The organism is Nonomuraea sp. NPDC049758 (assembly GCF_040674635.1).
Classification (GTDB): domain Bacteria; phylum Actinomycetota; class Actinomycetes; order Streptosporangiales; family Streptosporangiaceae; genus Nonomuraea.
Window position 1 is genome coordinate 444,871 of the sequence record NZ_JBFAMZ010000004.1, and the last position, 16,928, is coordinate 461,798.

The following is a 16,928-nucleotide window of genomic DNA, read 5'->3' on the forward strand; positions in this document are numbered from 1 at the left end:
AAACCCCAGCCCGGAACAAGCATGAAGCCGGACGATTGGGGCAACTTTCCTCTTTGTTGGCTCTCCCGGGAACACACTCGGGAGGTCTATCCGCTGCTGTCCAGTATTTACGTGCAAGGATCGTTACTGCCGGGGTAGGCCGTATCCAGCGGTCCCACGCGGTTGCGGAATCTTGCACATACGGAAAGCCTCCGGCGGCGCCGAGCGCGCCGTCGCAAACCCTGCGAATGCGATGATCGGACGAATTCCCATCACGGACATCTCCCCCGTCGTCGACTGCGGGCAGTGGCCCGCCAAGGCGGTCGCCGGCGAGACCTTCCAGGTCTCGGCGACCGTCTTCCGAGAGGGCCACGACGCCGTGGCCGCGGGCGTGGTGCTCACCTCGCCCGACGGACAGCGTGGCCGCCTGAAACCCATGCGCGAGCTGGCCCCCGGCACCGACCGCTGGGGCGTCGACGTGTGCCTGCCGGCCGAGGGCGACTGGATGTTCCGCGTGGAGGCGTGGAGCGATCCGATCGCGACCTGGCTGCACGACGCCGAGATCAAGATCCCGCGTGGGCTCGACACCGACCTCATGTGCGAGGAGGGGGCCCGGCTGTTCGAGCGGGCCGCCAAGGCCGTCCGCACGGCCGAGTGTCCCGCGCCCGGCGGCCAGGGCGGCCCCGGCAACGGGCACTCCAGGAACGGCATGGGCAACAGCAAGGGCAACGGCAACGGCGACAGCGCGTGCGGTCACCGGGCCGCGCTGCTGTCGGTGGCGGCCACGCTGCGGGACGAGGATCTCGACCCGCGCGCCCGGCTGTCCATCGCCCAGCTCCCCGAGACGGCCGCGCTGCTGGCGGCGCATCCGTTCCGTGAGCTGGTGACCAGGGCCAAGCCGTACAAGGTCAGGGTCGACCGGCGCAGGGCGCTCTACGGCTCCTGGTACGAGTTCTTCCCCAGGTCCGAGGGCGCGGTCGTCACCGAGTCCGGCGTCTCCAGGTCGGGCACCTTCGAGACCGCGGCCAAGCGGCTGCCCGCCGTCGCCAAGATGGGCTTCGACGTCGTCTACCTGCCGCCGATCCATCCCATCGGCCAGACCTTCCGCAAGGGCCGCAACAACACGCTGAGCCCCGAGCCCGACGAGCCCGGCTCGCCGTGGGCCATCGGCTCGGAGGACGGCGGTCACGACGCCGTCCATCCCGACCTGGGCACCCTTGAGGACTTCGACGAGTTCGTCAGCCGCACCCGCGCCCTGGGCATGGAGGTCGCGCTCGACTTCGCCCTGCAGTGCTCCCCCGACCATCCGTGGGTCAAGGAGCACCCGGAGTGGTTCACCATCCGGGCGGACGGCACGATCGCCTACGCCGAGAACCCGCCGAAGAAGTACCAGGACATCTACCCGATCAACTTCGACAGGGACCCCGAGGGCATCTTCGCCGAGGTCCGGCGGGTGCTGCGGCACTGGATGGACCACGGCGTGCGGATCTTCCGGGTGGACAACCCGCACACCAAGCCGGTGGCGTTCTGGGAGCGCCTGCTGGCCGACATCCACGCGACCGACCCGGACGTGGTGTTCCTGGCCGAGGCGTTCACCCGGCCCGCGATGCTCCAGACGCTCGCCAAGACCGGGTTCCACCAGTCGTACACGTATTACACGTGGAAGAACTCCAAGTTCGACGTGGAGACCTACCTCTCCGAGCTCTCACACGAGACGTCCGCGTTCCTGCGGCCGAACCTGTTCGTCAACACCCCGGACATCCTGCACGAGTACCTGCAGCACGGCGGCGTGCCGGCGTTCCGGATCAGGGCCGTGCTGGCGGCTCTCACGTCGCCGACCTGGGGGGTGTATTCCGGGTACGAGCTCGCCGAGAACGTTCCGGTGCGCCCAGGTAGTGAGGAATACCTTGATAGTGAGAAATATCAGTACAAGCCACGCGACTGGGCGGCAGCCGAACGCGAAGGAAGGACCCTCGCCCCGCTCATCACCCATCTGAATTTGTTCCGAAGAGCGCATCCGGCGCTGCAGGAATTGCGTAACCTACGGTTCCACAGGGTCGACCATCCGGACATCGTCTGCTTCTCCAAACGGCTTCCGGGCGCCTATGACACGGCCACACGAAGGCACGGGCTGGGCGACGTCGTTCTGGCGGTTGTCAATCTGGATCCTCACCACACCCACGAGGCGACGGTAGATCTCGACCTGCCCGCCATCGGTCTCGACTGGAACGCCGAGTTCGTCGTGGACGACGAGCTGTCGGGCGAGTCCTACCGCTGGAGGCAGAGCAACTATGTGCGTCTCGACCCTCACATCCAGCCTGCCCACATTCTCACCGTACGAGCCGCGCCACGGTAGAACAGAATTCAGCGGGGAGTCTTCAACGTGTGTGAAAGCGCCCTCCTCATGAGCCCCCTCTGGGGGAGTCCATGAGCTCCACACCCATTCCCAACACCTTCGACGAGGAAAAGCCGCGCGATCCTTACTGGTACAAGCGCGCCGTCTTCTACGAGGTTCTGATCAGGGGATTCGCCGACTCCAACGGCGACGGGACCGGGGACATCAAAGGCCTGATCAGCAAGCTCGACTACCTGCAGTGGCTGGGCGTCGACTGCCTCTGGCTGCTGCCCCTGTACGAGTCGCCGCTGCGTGACGGCGGCTACGACATCGCCGACTTCATGAAGATCCTGCCCGAGTTCGGGGATCTGGGAGACTTCGTGAAGCTGGTGGACGAGGCGCACAAACGCGGCATGCGGGTGATCGCCGACCTCGTCATGAACCACACCAGCGACGCCCACCCCTGGTTCCAGGCCTCCAGGCACGACCCGGAAGGCCCGTTCGGCGACTTCTACGTCTGGTCGGACACCGATGAGAAGTACCAGGACGCCCGGATCATCTTCATCGACACCGAGACGTCCAACTGGACCTACGACCCGGTGCGCGGCCAGTACTACTGGCACCGCTTCTTCCACCACCAGCCCGACCTCAACTACGAGAACCCGGACGTGCAGGAGGCCATGCTGGAGGTGCTGCGGTTCTGGCTGGACCTCGGCATCGACGGCTTCCGCCTGGACGCGGTGCCCTACCTCTTCGAGGAGGAGGGCACCAACTGCGAGAACCTGCCCAGGACGCACGAATACCTCAAGAGCATCAGGCGCGAGGTCGACCGGCTCTTCCCGGACCGGGTGCTGCTCGCCGAGGCGAATCAGTGGCCTTCGGACGTGGTGGAATATTTCGGCGATCCGGTAGGCGGCGGGGACGAATGCCACATGGCCTTCCATTTCCCGCTCATGCCCCGCATTTTCATGGCGGTCCGCCGAGAGTCCCGCTACCCAATTTCCGAAATTTTGGCACAAACGCCGAAAATTCCGGAACACTGCCAGTGGGGGATTTTCCTGCGGAACCATGATGAGCTGACGCTCGAAATGGTGACCGACGAAGAACGCGACTACATGTACACGGAGTACGCCAAAGATCCGCGTATGCGGGCGAATGTCGGCATCCGCCGGCGGCTGGCTCCCCTGCTGGAGAACGACCGCAACCAGATCGAGCTGTTCACCGCGCTGCTCCTGTCGCTGCCGGGCTCTCCCGTGCTCTACTACGGCGACGAGATCGGCATGGGCGACAACATCTGGCTCGGCGACCGCGACGGCGTCCGTACCCCGATGCAGTGGGACCCCGACCGCAACGCCGGGTTCTCCGACTGCGATCCCGGGCGGCTCTACCTGCCCGTGATCATGGACCCGATCTACGGCTACCAGGCGATCAACGTCGAGGCCCACCAGAAGAACGCGGGCTCGCTGCTCCACTGGACCAAGCGGATGATCGAGATCCGCAAACGTCACCCCGTCTTCGGGCTCGGCGAGTTCGCCGAGCTTAACTCCTCCAACCCCAGCGTGCTCGCGTTCGTCCGGGAGCTGGGCGACGACCGGATGTTGTGCGTCAACAACCTGTCGCGCTTCCCGCAACCGGTCGAGCTTGACCTGCGCAGATTCGTCGGCGTCTCCCCCGTGGAAACCATGGGAGGGGTCCCATTCCCGGCAATTGGCGAACTACCGTATCTTTTGACGCTTCCCGGGCATGGGTTCTATTGGTTCACACTCCCACCGGCACACACCCAGGAGGAGTAGGGCGTGATAGAGGAGCTCCTTGCCGCATGGATCGGCCGCCAACGATGGTTCGGCGGCAAGGGGCGCCCGATCGACGATCTGTCGATCGAGTCGGACGTCCTGCTGAGGCCAGGGCTCCGGCACCTGATCGTGGCCGTCTGGCAGGAGGGCGCGCGGGACCGGTACCAGGTCTTCCTGGGCGAGCGGCACGACCTGCCCGACCGGCTCAACCACGCCCTCGTCGGCAGCCTCGGCGACACCTGGTTCTATGACGCCGTCCATGACGCCGACGCCATGAGCTGGCTGCTGGAGGGCATGGCGGGCGACGAGACCCGCAGCGGGCTGCGCATGCGGCACGCGCCCGGCGTCGTCATCGACACCTCCCAGCGCAGCCTGGTGCTGGGGGCCGAGCAGTCGAACACCTCGCTCGTGTACGGCGACTCCTACATCTGCAAGCTGTTCCGCCGGCTCGTCCCGGGCGTCAATCCGGAGCTGGAGATCATCAGCGCCCTGGCCGTCCGGAGCGCACCGAACATCGCCCAGCCGTACGGGTGGATCGAGGCCGACGTGGACGGCACGGACACCACGCTCGCCTTCATGCAGGAGTACCTGTCCAACGCCAACGACGGCTGGGACCTCGCGCTGGCCAGCGTCCGCGACCTGTACGCCTCGCTGCCGGGGGTCACCGCCGCCGAGGCGGGCGGCGACTTCGCGGCCGAGTCCGTACGGCTGGGCGTCGCCACCGCCCGCGTCCACCACGAGCTGGCCGCGGCGTTTCCCACTGACGTGGTCGAGATTCCCGAGGTCAAACGCATGGCCGAGGGGTTCCGGCGGCAGCTCGGGCGGGCCATGGCCGAGGTGCCCGAGCTGCGGCGGCACATGGCGGCTCTGGAGGACGCCTACCACCAGGTGGAACTGCTCACCAGGGAAGTGCCCGTGCAGCGTGTTCACGGGGATTACCACCTGGGCCAGGTGATGCGCACGCCCACCGACTGGGTGGTGCTCGACTTCGAGGGCGAGCCGGGGCAACCGCTGGCCGAGCGCCGGGCCCTGTCGTCGCCGCTGCGGGACGTGGCCGGGATGCTGCGCTCGTTCGACTACGCGGCCAGGCACCTGCTGGCCGACCACCCGCAGGCCGCCGAGCTCCAGCCCCGGGCCGAGGCCTGGGCCGACCGCAACCGCACCGCCTTCCTGGACGGCTACCGCGAGGGCGGCGGCATGATCACGGTCGGGGACGCGGCGCTGCTGCGGGCGTTCGAGCTGTCCAAGGCGGTGTACGAGGTGGTCTACGAGGCCCGTAACCGCCCGTCGTGGGTCTCCATCCCGCTGGCCGCCTTCCACCCCCGCCCCGCCTGACCGGCGGGGCCGGGAACCGGCGGCCCTGAGGGTCAGCGCAGCTCTTCGACCAGGCCGGGCAGGCCCTCGGCGCCGTGGCCGCGGGCGGTGCGCTGGTCGATGATCGCCTTCAGCGGCAGCAGGAGGTCGGGCTTGACCTGCTGCTCCCGGAAGGCGCGCACCAGGTTCTCCAGGCCGGACCTGTTGATCTCCAGGTTCGACACCAGGGTCGTGTAGTCGCGCGACTCGACGGACTTCACCCACTCCGGTTGCAGGGCGGCCATCGCGTTGAGCCACGGGACCAGGAGGGTGCTGGTGAAGTCGGTCAACGGATAGCCGGCCGAGTCGACGAGCGCGGTCGCCTCCAGGAAGCCGGCGATCTGGCCGTACATGCCGGTGAGCATGGCCAGGTCGAGGAGCGGGGCCATCCCGGGGTCGGAGCCGACGAAACGCGGCTCGGCCATCGCGCGGAACGCGTCCTCGAAGCGGTCGAAGGCCGCCTGCGAACCGCTGTAGAGCACGAGCGCGCCGGGCCGGCCGATCATCTGAGGCACGGCCATGATGCCGCCGTCCACGTAGTCGCCGCCGCGTGCGGCCACCCATTCGGCCGCCTGCCGGGCCTCGACGGGCCGGCCGGTGGTCAGGTTCGCCACGACGCGCCCCTCCAGCGGGACGTCGGCCAGCAGCTCGTACACGGCCGGGTAGTCGAGCACGCAGACGATCACCAGCGGGCTCGCCGCGACCGCCTCCGCCACCGTCGCGGCGCGGGTGGCGCCCCTGGCGACCAGGGGCTCGGCCTTGTCCGCCGAACGGTTCCACACGGTGACGCGGTGTCCGGCGTCCAGCAGGCTGCCGGCGAGTGCCGCGCCCATGAGGCCGAGACCGATGATGGAAATTTCTTCTGACATTTCGGGATTCCTTAGGTTCTGACGGATGTCTTCACCCTGCCCGCAGGGGGTTATGGTCTGATTCGGAGTTGCTTATGGGGGGCGGAGTGCGGTTCGGGGTGCTGGGGTCGCTCGCCGTGTGGGGGCCCGGCGGCGAGCCCGTCCAGGTGCTGGAGGTCAAGGTCCGGGCACTGCTGGCCGACCTGCTGATCCACGCCGGGCGGCCGGTCTCCGCCGACCGGCTGATCGAGGACCTGTGGGGCGGCAGGCCGCCGGCGAACGCCCTGGCCGCGCTCCGGGTGAAGGTGTCGCAGCTGCGCCGGGTGCTGGGCGACCGGGAGCTGGTGGCGTACCGGGCGCCGGGATACGTGCTGCGGGTCGAGCCCGAGGACGTGGACGCCGGACGGTTCGCCGCCCTCGTCGGGCAGGCGCAGCGCAGCGCCGACCCGCGGACCCGCGCCGGGCTGCTGCGGCAGGCCCTCGACCTGTGGCGGGGGGCCGCCTTCGCGGAGTTCGCCGACGAGGAGTTCGCCAGGGCGGCCGTGGCCAGGCTCGACGAGCAGCGGCTGGTGGCGCTGGAGGAGCTGGCCGAGGCGCGGCTCGGGCTGGGCGAGCACGGGCTGCTGGCGGCCGAGCTGACCGACCTGGTGGCCGAGCACCCGTTCCGCGAGCGCCTGCGGGCCGCGCACGTACGGGCCCTGTACCGGGCGGGACGGCAGGGCGAGGCGCTGGCCAGCTACGCCGACCTGCGGACGCGGCTGGCCGACGACCTCGGGCTCGACCCCGGTCCCGAGTTGGTCGCGCTGCACCAGGCGATCCTTGAGCAGGACCCGGCGCTCGACGGGCCGGAGCGGCGGCGGACGAACCTGCCGGCGCCGCTCACCGGGCTCGTGGGCCGGGAGGAGGCGGTGGCGGAGGTGCGCGCCCTGCTGCGCGCGAACCGGCTGGTCACGCTGACGGGGCCCGGCGGCGTCGGCAAGACCCGCCTCGCGCTCGCCGCGGCCGACTCCCCCGGCCCGCCCGGCTTCGGCGGCGGCGTGTGGCTCGTGGAGCTGGCGGGGCTGCGCGCCGGAGCCCCGGCGGTCGAGGTGGCCGAGGCGGTCGCGGCGGTGCTCGGCCTGCGCGACGACGTGGGCGGCGCGGCGCAGGACCTGACCGCCCGGCTGGCCGACGTCCTGGAGGGCACCCGGACGCTGCTCGTCCTGGACAACTGCGAACACGTCGTCGAGCAGGTCGCCGCGCTGGCCGGACGGCTGCTGCGGGCCGCGCCCGGGCTGCGCGTCCTGGCCACCAGCCAGGAGTCGCTGCGCGTCGAGGGCGAGGCGCTGTGGAGCGTGCCGCCGCTCGGACCGCAGGCGGCGGCGGCGCTGTTCGCCGCGCGCGCGGGCATCGAGCCGGACGCCGACGTCGCCGAGATCTGCGCCCGCCTGGACGGCATCCCGCTGGCCCTGGAGCTGGCCGCGACCCGGATGCGCACGCTCACCCCGCGCCAGCTCGCCGAACGGCTGGACGACCGGTTCCGGGTGCTCGCCTCCGGCCGCCGCGGCGCGCCCGCCCGGCAGCAGACGTTGCGCGCGGTGATCGACTGGAGCTGGGAGCTGCTGGGCGAGGACGAGCGCGTCGTGCTGCGGCGGCTGGCCGTGCACGCCGACGGGTGCACCCTGGAGGCGGCCGAGGAGGTCTGCGCCGAGCCGGGCGTGGACGTCCTGGACACGGTGGCCAGGCTGGTGGACCGCTCGCTGGTGGTGCGGGCGTGGGGTGACGGGGAGCCGCGGTTCCGGCTGCTGGAGTCGGTGGCGGCGTACTGCGTGGAGCGGCTGGAGGCGGCCGGCGAGCCGGTGGAGGTGCGGCTCCGGCACGTGCGCCACTACACGGGCCTGGCCGAGCGGGCCGAGCCGTACCTGCGGGGGCACGGGCAGCGGCGCGCGCTCGCCCGGCTCGACGCCGAGGGCGGCAACCTGCGCGCGGCACTGGAGACGGCGGTGCGGCTCGGCGCGGCGGCCGAGGCGCTGCGGCTGGTGAACGCCCTGGCCTGGTACTGGGTGCTGCGCGGCCGGCTGGGCGAGGGCAAACGGGCGCTGGAGGCGGCGCTGTCGATCGCGGCGGACGACGATCCGGGCGCCCCGCGGGCCAGGGCGTGGCTGGCGGGTATGCGGCTGCTGGTGGGCCAGCCGCCGGGCCCGGACGTGACGGAACTGTTCACGGCGGTCGAGGACGCCCGGGAGCGGGCCAGGGCGCGATGGTTCGTCGGCTTCGCCCTGTTCGGGTACGACGATCTGTCGATCAGCGCCGGAATGATCGAGACGGCGTTGTCGGAGTTCGCCGAACTGGACGACGAGTGGGGCATGGCCGCCACCCTGACCGTCCGGGCCAGATGGGCGGGGATGCGCGGCGACCTGGCGGGCATGCGGCGCGACGGCGAGCGCGGCCTGGCGCTGTTCCGGCGGACCGGCGACCGCTGGGGCGAGCTGCGGGCGGCGGAGTGCCTGGGCAGCCACGCCGAGATCATCGGCGACTACGACCGCGCCGCGGAGCTGCGTGCGGAGGGCCTGCGCATGGCCGAGGAGCTGGGCCTGTGGAGCTCGGTCTCCGACGCGCTGTCCCGCCTGGGCCGGATCGCCATGCTGCGGGGCGACCACGCGGCGGCCGACGACCACCACGAGCGGGCCAGGCGGCTGGCGGTGTCGCAGTCGAACCGTCCGGCCGAGGAGTTCGCCGAGATCGGGCTGGCGCTCGGCGCGCGCCGCCAGGGACGCCTCGACGAGGCCGAGCGGCTGCTGCTGAGCTGGCTGGACTGGGTGCTGGACGTCTCCGGCGAGCCGGGCGCGGCGCTGATCCTGGCGGAGCTGGGGTTCGTGGCCGAGCTGCGCGGGGACGCGGCGGGCGCGCTGGAGTTCCAGCTTCGCGGGCTGGCCGCCGCCCGCAACGTGGGCGATCCGCGCGCGACCGCACTCGGGCTGGAGGGGCTGGCGGGGGCGCGGGCGCTCGGCGGCCGGCACGCGGAGGCGGCGCGGCTGCTCGGCAAGGCCGCCGCGCTCAGGGCGTCCGTCGGCGCGCCGCTGCCGGCGGGCGAGCGGGGCGACGTGGACCGGATCACGGCGGTCGTGACGGCGGGCCTGGGTGCGGCGGCGCTGGCGGCCGGCCTGGCCGAAGGGGCCGGCATGCCGGTGGACGACCTGCTGCCGGACACATCGGGCGCCTGATCGCCTTGTACAGGGCGGATCCGGCCACGACACGGCCAAGGATCATCCATGACGATCCCGCATACTTCTGCGATCATCCCGGGATTTTGCACATTCGGTGATTGTCGCCGTGAAAGCGGGCAGTGCCTGAGATGGACGGTCATCATAAGGCAGGGTTGGGAGCATGCCCATGAGGACAGAGCTCGACCGCCTCGCTGGCGGGGCGCACCACGATCCGCACTCCGTGCTCGGAGCACACCCGGTCCCGGGCGGCGTGGTGTTCCGCGCGCTGCGCCCGCTGGCCGAGCGGGTGCAGGTGGTGCTCGACGACGGCACGGCCCACGACATGAGACACCAGGCCCACGGCGTGTTCGAGGCCACGGTCGCCGGGCTGGACAAGGTGCCCGACTACATCCTGCGCGTCCGGTACGCCGGTGGGGAGCCGTACGAGGTCAAGGACCCGTACCGGCATTGGCCCACGCTGGGCGAGGTGGACCTGCACCTCATCGGCGAGGGGCGGCACGAGCGGCTGTGGGAGGTCCTGGGCGCCCGCGTGATGGAGCACCAGGACGTGCGGGGCACCGCGTTCGCCGTCTGGGCGCCGAACGCGCGCGGCATCAGGGTCGTCGGCGACTTCAACCACTGGGACGGCACCGCCTACCCGATGCGCTCGCTCGGCCGGTCGGGCGTGTGGGAGCTGTTCGTCCCGGGGCTGGAGGCCGGTGAGCGGTACAAGTTCCAGATCCTCGGCGCCGACGGGCTCTGGCGCGACAAGGCCGATCCCATGGCCCGGCGCACCGAGGTGCCCCCGATGACCGCCTCCGTGATCGACGAGTCCGCCTACGCCTGGGCCGACGACGACTGGATGGCCGCGCGGCGCGACCGGCCGGCGCAGCTCGGGCCGATGAGCGTCTACGAGGTGCACCTGGGCTCGTGGCGGCCGGGGCTGTCCTACCTGGAGCTGGCCGACCAGCTCTCCGAGTACGCGGCCGACATGGGGTTCACGCACGTCGAGCTGTTGCCGGTGGCCGAGCACCCGTTCGGCGGCTCGTGGGGCTACCAGGTGACGTCCTACTACGCGCCGACGGCCCGGTTCGGCACGCCCGACGAGTTCCGGCACTTCGTGGACCGCATGCACCAGCGCGGCATCGGCGTGCTGCTGGACTGGGTGCCGGCGCACTTCCCCATGGACGAGTGGGCCCTGGCCCGCTTCGACGGCACCCCGCTGTACGAGCACGCCGACCCGGCCAGGGGCGAGCACCCCGACTGGGGCACCTACGTCTTCGACTTCGGCCGCAGGGAGGTCAAGAACTTCCTGGTCGCGAACGCGCTCTACTGGCTGAAGGAGTTCCACGTGGACGGCCTGCGCGTGGACGCGGTCGCCTCGATGCTCTACCTCGACTACTCGCGCCGCGAGGGCGAGTGGACCCCCAACGTCTACGGCGGCCGGGAGAACCTCGACGCGGTGGAGTTCCTCAAGGAGATGAACTCCGTCTGCTACCGGGAGGCTCCGGGCATCTCGACCGTCGCCGAGGAGTCGACGGCCTGGCCGGGCGTCTCGCGGCCGGTGCACCTGGGCGGGCTCGGCTTCGGGTTCAAGTGGAACATGGGCTGGATGCACGACACGCTCGAATACCTGCGCCGCGAGCCGATCTTCCGCCAGTACCACCACCATCAGATGACGTTCTCCCTCATCTACGCCTATTCCGAGAACTACGTGCTGCCGCTGTCCCATGACGAGGTGGTGCACGGCAAGGGCTCGCTGCTCGGCAAGATGCCGGGGGACGAATGGCAGCGGTTCGCCCAGCTCAGGGCGTTGCTGGCGTTCATGTGGGCGCATCCGGGCAAGCAGTTGCTGTTCATGGGCGGCGAGTTCGGCCAGGGCTCGGAGTGGTCGGAGGAGCGCGGGCTCGACTGGTGGGTGCTGGAGTTCGACGGGCACAAGGGCGTGCAGCGGCTCGTCCGCGACCTCAACAGGCTCTACAAGGAGACCCCGGCGCTGTGGGAGCAGGACGCCAGACCGGAGGGGTTCCGCTGGATCGACGCCGACGACGCGTCGGGGAACACGTTCTCGTTCGTCCGGTACGCGGCCGACGGGTCGGCGGCGGCCTGCGTGGTCAACTTCAGCGGCGGGGCGCACGAGAGCTACCGGCTCGGCCTGCCCTACGGCGGCCACTGGGCGGAGGTCGTCAACACCGACGCCTACGACTACTGGGGCAGCGGCGTGGGCAACATGGGCGGGGTCGAGGCCGAGGCCGAGCCGTGGCACGGGCTGCCGTTCTCCACGACGTTGCGGGTGCCGCCGCTCGGCGCGGTGTGGCTGACCAAGGAGGCGCCGTCCGACTCGTCGGAGTCCTCGGGGCCGTCGGGGTCGTTGAACGTCTGAGGTGCGTGCGCTGAAAGTTCGGTGAGAAACAGGGCCGGGCTCTGTGCTGGCGGGATAAATCGCCCTAAACTCCGAGATCATCCCCCTCGGAGGACGCGTGCGATTTCGCCCCCTGATCGTGTGCTCGATCGTGCTGGCCCTGTCATCGGCCTCCGTCCCGGCGTTCGCCGACGACCCCGCGGCGACGCCGACGCCGGCGCCCTCCCAGAGCAAGCTGGAGGAGGGCCTCGCGCTCGACGGCGACACCACCCGCGCCATCGTGGAGCTGACCGACGCCGCGCAGCACGAGCCGGTGGCCGGCGTGGCGGCGGCCCAGAGCGTCGACGTGCTGCTGCAGCCGCAGAGCCAGTCGTTCATGGTGGTGGAGGGCACCGCCGAGGAGCTGGCCAAGCTGGCCGAGGACCCGCGCGTCACCTCCATCCACCGCGACCGGACGTACGCGCCGGCCGAGGTGGGGGCCAACATCACCCAGATCGGCGCGGACAAGGCCCACGAGAAGAACCTCACCGGCGCGGGCCAGAACATCGTCGTCCTGGACACCGGGATCGACCGCGACCACCCGTACTTCGGGGGCAGGCTCGTGGGCGAGGCGTGCTTCTCGGCCGTGGAGAGCGGCGTGGAGTCGCTGTGCCCGAACGGGCAGCCCCAGCAGACCGGCGAGGGCGCGGCCGACGCCACCACCGCCAAGTGCCTGTCCGGCGGCGTGAACCTGTGCGAGCACGGCACGCACGTCGCCGGCATCGCGGCGGGCAGCGGCGGCGTGGCCCCGGGCGCCGGGATCATCGCGGTGCAGGTGTTCAGCCGGGTGAACGACGAGGACATCTGCACGGGCGAGTCGTCGTGCCTGCTGGCCTTCGAGTCGTCGCTGCGGCTGGCCATGGACTACGTGGCCACGCTCACCCAGCCCGTCGCGGCGGTGAACCTGAGCCTGGGCGGCGCGCTGTCGGAGACCGACTGCGACGCCACCGAGGAGGGCGCGGTCTTCAAGCCGAAGATCGACGCCCTGCTGGCCAAGGGCATCGCGACCGTGGTCGCCGCCGGGAACGAGTTCTTCGAGGGCGCCTCCTACCCCGCGTGCGTCTCCTCGGCGGTCGCGGTCGGCGCGAACGACGGCGCCGACGCCATCGCCGACTTCTCCAACCGGGGCTCGCTGGTCGACTTCTTCGCCCCCGGCGTGGACATCCAGTCCTCGGTGCCGGACAACCAGATGGCCACGCACAGCGGCACGTCGATGGCGACGCCGCACGTCGCCGGCGCGCTGGCGCTGATGAAGGCCGCCGCGCCGCAGACGCCCGTCGCCGACCTGATCAACACGCTGAAGACCACGGGCCGGCCCTACCAGTACGAGGCCAACGGCGCCCAGGTCACCACCCCCCGCCTGGACGTGGGCGCCGCCCTGGCCGGCACCGGCACCCAGCCGCCGATCACGCAGGCGCCGACGACCGGCCCCACGGACGACCCCGAGCCCGACCCCACGGACGGCAGCGGCCCGACGCCCCAGCCCGACCCCGACGACGGGCGGCCCGCGCCGGCCCCGACGTCCTCGGTCACGCCGGTCCCGCTGCCCACGGTCACGGTGACGGTGACCGTCACGCCGACCCCCGCCCCGTCGGCCGCCGCCGTCTGCACGCGCGGCACGGCCGGCGCCAGGATGACGGCCGGCAAGTGGGCCGTGGAGATCCACCGCAGCAGCGGGACGATCCCCGACAACACGCTGAACTGCTACCTGAAGCTGATCGGCAAAGCCAGCAAGGTGTTCCCCGAGCTGACCAAGGCATCGTCGCTGGGCAAGGCGTACCGGGTGCTGAAGGGCACGAAGACGTCCCGCGACAAGCTGGACAGCGCGCTGCTGACGGCCTGGCTCAACTGGGCACACGGCAGGAACGGCACCACCGTGCTGACCGCCGCCGAGAAGGTGCGGCTGAGCGGCGCGGCGTCGAAGGCGGCGCTGAAGAGGGCGACGAAGACCGTGCTCAAGTCGCTCTGAGGCAGCCTCCTCAACGGAAGGGCCGACCGGCCCTTCCGCTTCTCCCGCCGCATGGCAAAAACCCGCTCAGCTTTCACTGCTTTCACATAGGTCACCGACATCACACTTGTCACACCAGGGGATGGACACCTCACACCGGACGATCTGATCCTCGGAGGACTAAGTGAGGCTACGGTCCCTGCTCGCCTGCGCTGCCGCGCTGGCCACGACATCCGCCGTGCTCTGCGCGGCGCCAGCGCTGAGCGCCGACGCGCACGACACCGGCGACCCGGTCATCAGCCCCGCCCTCGTCGCGGAGGTCCAGGCCAAGAGCAAGGTCCGGTCGATCATCCAGCTCAAGCCGGGGCAGAACGTACAGGCCGTGGCCAAGGATCTCGAACAGGCCTCCGAGGGCAGCCGGGTGCTGGAGGGGGCGCAGTCGTCCCACTTCTTCGTCGCCGAGCTGGACGGCAAGACGCTGGCCCAGCTCAGGAAGGACGACCGCGTCCAGGCCGTCTACAAGGACGAGCTGCGCCCGGCCGTCCTGGACACCAGCACCCGGATCATCGGCGCCGACCGGGCCCACGCGGCCGGCTGGACGGGCAGCGGCTTCACGGTGGCCGTCCTGGACACGGGCATCGACCGCGACCACCCGTTCTTCGCCGGCCGGATCGTGGACGAGGCGTGCTTCTCCTCCTCCGACGCCAGTGACGGCTCGGTCTCGCTCTGCCCGAACAACCAGCCGAGCCAGACCGGCCCGGGGTCCGCGGACGCCGAGACCGCCCAGTGCGTCGTGAACGGCGTCAACGCCTGCTCGCACGGCACGCACGTCGCGGGCATCGCCGCGGGCCGGATGACGACCGGCGCGCCCTCCGACGGCGTCGCGCCCGCCGCCGGCATCCTGCCGATCCAGGTGTTCAGCCGCATCGACAGCGCGATGACGTGCGCGGCCATCGGCACCCAGGCGCCCTGCTTCCTCAGCTACACCTCAGACCAGAAGCTGGCGCTGGAGTACGTCGCGCGGGTGGCCGCGGCCCGGCGCGTCGCCGCGGCGAACCTGAGCCTGGGCGGCGGCGGGCCGTACCGCGAGAACTGCGACGCCGACCCGAGCGCGGCGGGCCTCAAGCCGGACTTCGACACGCTGATCTCCCTCGGGGTCGCGCCCGTGGTGGCGGCCGGCAACAACGGCTTCCCCGACGGCGTCTCGGCGCCCGCCTGCATCTCCTCCGCCGTCGCGGTGGGCGCCACCGACGACCGGGACGCGCTGGCCGACTTCTCCAACCGGGGCCCGCTGCTCGACCTGCTCGCGCCGGGCGTGGGCATCAGGTCCTCGGTGCCGGACGACAGCTACGCCGACAAGAGCGGCACGTCGATGGCCGCGCCGCACGTGGCGGGGGCGTTCGCGCTGATGCGGCAGGCGTACCCGAACTTCACGGTGGCGCAGAGCCTGCAGCGGTTGCAGGCCACGGGCCGCAGCATCGGCTACGCCGCCGGCGGCGCCCAAGTGCGCACGGCCCGCATCGACGTGTTCAGCGCCACGGCCCCGAGCACTCCCAAAGCCTGACACCAGCACCCAGGAGAGGGCCGGATCCGACGATCCGGCCCTTTCGCTTACCAGGACAAGAAGCGATAACAGAACACAAGCGCCTCTCTGACATCTCTTGTCCAATATCTACACTTCTTTACACAAACGCCCCCCGACCCCCCGGAGGATCAGTTGAGACTCATGTCTCTGCTGGCCGGTGCGATCACCCTCGCCGCCACCGCTGCGTCGCTGGTCGCCACCCCCGCCCTGGCCGATCCCGAGTCCAAGATCGACCCGGCCGTCACCTCGACGGGCGAGCACCGCGTCATCGTCCGCGTCCGCCAGCCCGCCCAGGTGCAGTCGGCCCTGGCCGGCGCGGAAGGGGTCAGGCAGGACAGGCGGAACGTCGTGGCCACGCCGCCCGCCGAGCTGGCCGGCAAGCTCGACTTCTTCGTCTACCGCGGCACCCGCGCCGAGCTGGAGAAGGTCGCCGAGCAGGCGGACGTCGTCTCGATCCGCAAGGACCGGCTCAACGAGCCCTCGCTGGCGCAGAGCGTGCCGCTGATCGGCGCCGACCGGGCGCACCGGCAGGGCTTCACCGGCAAGGGCACCGCCGTCGCGATCATCGACTCCGGCATCGACAACGACCACCCGGCCTTCGGCCGCCGCATCGCGGCGCAGGCGTGCTTCTCCGCCACCGACCCGGCCGACGGCTCGACGCCGCTGTGCCCCAACGGCAGCCAGTTCCAGATCGGCGACGGCGCGGCCAGCTCCGAGACCGAGGCGTGCCTGCGCAACGCCCCCCGGCCCGAGTACGGCCTGTGCTACCACGGCACCCACGTCGCCGGCATCACCGCGGGCCAGACCACCAAGGAGTTCCCGAACCCCGGCGTCGCCCCCAAGGCCAAGATCATCGCGATCCAGGTCTTCAGCCGCTTCGACAACTCCCCCTACTGCGGCGCCGCGGCGTCCTGCGTGCTCGCCTACGACTCCTCGGTCCTGACCGGCATGGCGTACGCGAACGTGCTGGCCGACCAGTACGACATCGCCGCGGTCAACCTGAGCCTGGGCGGCGGCAAGTACGACGCCTACTGCGACGAGGGCGACGGCGCCGACTTCAAGGCCGAGGTGGACCAGCTCCAGGCCAAGGGCGTGGCCACCGTCGTGGCCGCGGGCAACAACGGCTTCGACGCCTCCGTCTCCTGGCCCGCCTGCGTCTCCAACGTGGTGACCGTGGGCGCCACCGACAAGCAGGACGCCGTGGCCTCCTTCTCCAACCGGGGCGCCATGCTCGACCTGTTCGCACCCGGCGTCTCGATCACCGCCGCCATCAGCGGCAACGCCTACGCCACGCTGAACGGCACCTCGATGGCCGCCCCGCACGTCGCCGGCTCGTTCGCGCTGCTGCGGCAGAAGCGCGCGCACGCCACCTCCGACCAGCTCCTCGACGCGTTGCGGCGCACCGGCAAGCCGATCACTTACGCCAGCGCGGGAACCCAGCTCACCACCCCCCGCATCAACGTCTACGCCGCCCTGCACCACCACCGCTGACCCGGCATAG

At 71.0% G+C, this 16,928-nt stretch carries 9 protein-coding genes; 8 read left to right on the forward strand and 1 reads right to left on the reverse strand.

Features of this window, described 5'->3' with window-relative positions; genetic code table 11:
- The first annotated feature begins 232 nt into the window (after positions 1-232).
- The 3 genes from AB0J46_RS13535 (at position 233) to AB0J46_RS13545 (ending at position 5,442) form a co-directional block, all read left to right on the forward strand.
- Positions 233-2,335, forward strand: a complete 2,103-nt coding sequence (locus AB0J46_RS13535; RefSeq protein WP_364330614.1) for an alpha-1,4-glucan--maltose-1-phosphate maltosyltransferase — start codon at positions 233-235, stop codon at positions 2,333-2,335.
- Between the two features lie 71 nt (positions 2,336-2,406).
- Entirely contained in the window at positions 2,407-4,107 is a 1,701-nt protein-coding gene (gene treS / locus AB0J46_RS13540) for a maltose alpha-D-glucosyltransferase (protein WP_352322061.1), read from the forward strand.
- Between the two features lie 3 nt (positions 4,108-4,110).
- Positions 4,111-5,442 carry an aminoglycoside phosphotransferase gene (locus AB0J46_RS13545; RefSeq protein ID WP_364330618.1) on the forward strand — a complete coding sequence of 444 codons (1,332 nt, stop codon included), beginning with the start codon at positions 4,111-4,113 and terminating at the stop codon, positions 5,440-5,442.
- 32 nt (positions 5,443-5,474) lie between these two features.
- Here the strand turns inward: AB0J46_RS13545 and AB0J46_RS13550 are convergent, their stop codons facing one another.
- The gene (locus AB0J46_RS13550) at positions 5,475-6,329 is read right to left on the reverse strand and encodes an NAD(P)-binding domain-containing protein (RefSeq protein ID WP_364330621.1); all 855 of its coding nucleotides are present in this window, start codon (positions 6,327-6,329) and stop codon (positions 5,475-5,477) included.
- A 74-nt stretch (positions 6,330-6,403) separates the two neighbouring features.
- On the opposite strand from AB0J46_RS13550, the gene AB0J46_RS13555 reads away from it, so the two are divergent.
- From AB0J46_RS13555 to AB0J46_RS13575, 5 genes are all read left to right on the forward strand, one after another.
- On the forward strand, positions 6,404-9,511 hold the full coding sequence (locus AB0J46_RS13555) for a BTAD domain-containing putative transcriptional regulator (RefSeq protein WP_364330624.1): 3,108 nt from the start codon (positions 6,404-6,406) through the stop codon (positions 9,509-9,511).
- Between the two features lie 169 nt (positions 9,512-9,680).
- Positions 9,681-11,876, forward strand: a complete 2,196-nt coding sequence (gene glgB, locus AB0J46_RS13560; RefSeq protein WP_364330627.1) for a 1,4-alpha-glucan branching protein GlgB — start codon at positions 9,681-9,683, stop codon at positions 11,874-11,876.
- Positions 11,877-11,973: 97 nt separating this feature from the next.
- Positions 11,974-13,863 (forward strand): S8 family serine peptidase, encoded by a 1,890-nt coding sequence (locus AB0J46_RS13565; protein WP_364330630.1) that lies wholly within the window; start codon positions 11,974-11,976, stop codon positions 13,861-13,863.
- A gap of 163 nt (positions 13,864-14,026) precedes the next feature.
- A complete protein-coding gene (locus AB0J46_RS13570) occupies positions 14,027-15,406 on the forward strand; it encodes a S8 family serine peptidase (protein WP_364330633.1) in 1,380 nt (459 codons plus the stop codon).
- 162 nt (positions 15,407-15,568) lie between these two features.
- Positions 15,569-16,918 (forward strand): S8 family serine peptidase, encoded by a 1,350-nt coding sequence (locus AB0J46_RS13575; protein WP_364330956.1) that lies wholly within the window; start codon positions 15,569-15,571, stop codon positions 16,916-16,918.
- The last annotated feature ends 10 nt before the right edge of the window (positions 16,919-16,928 follow it).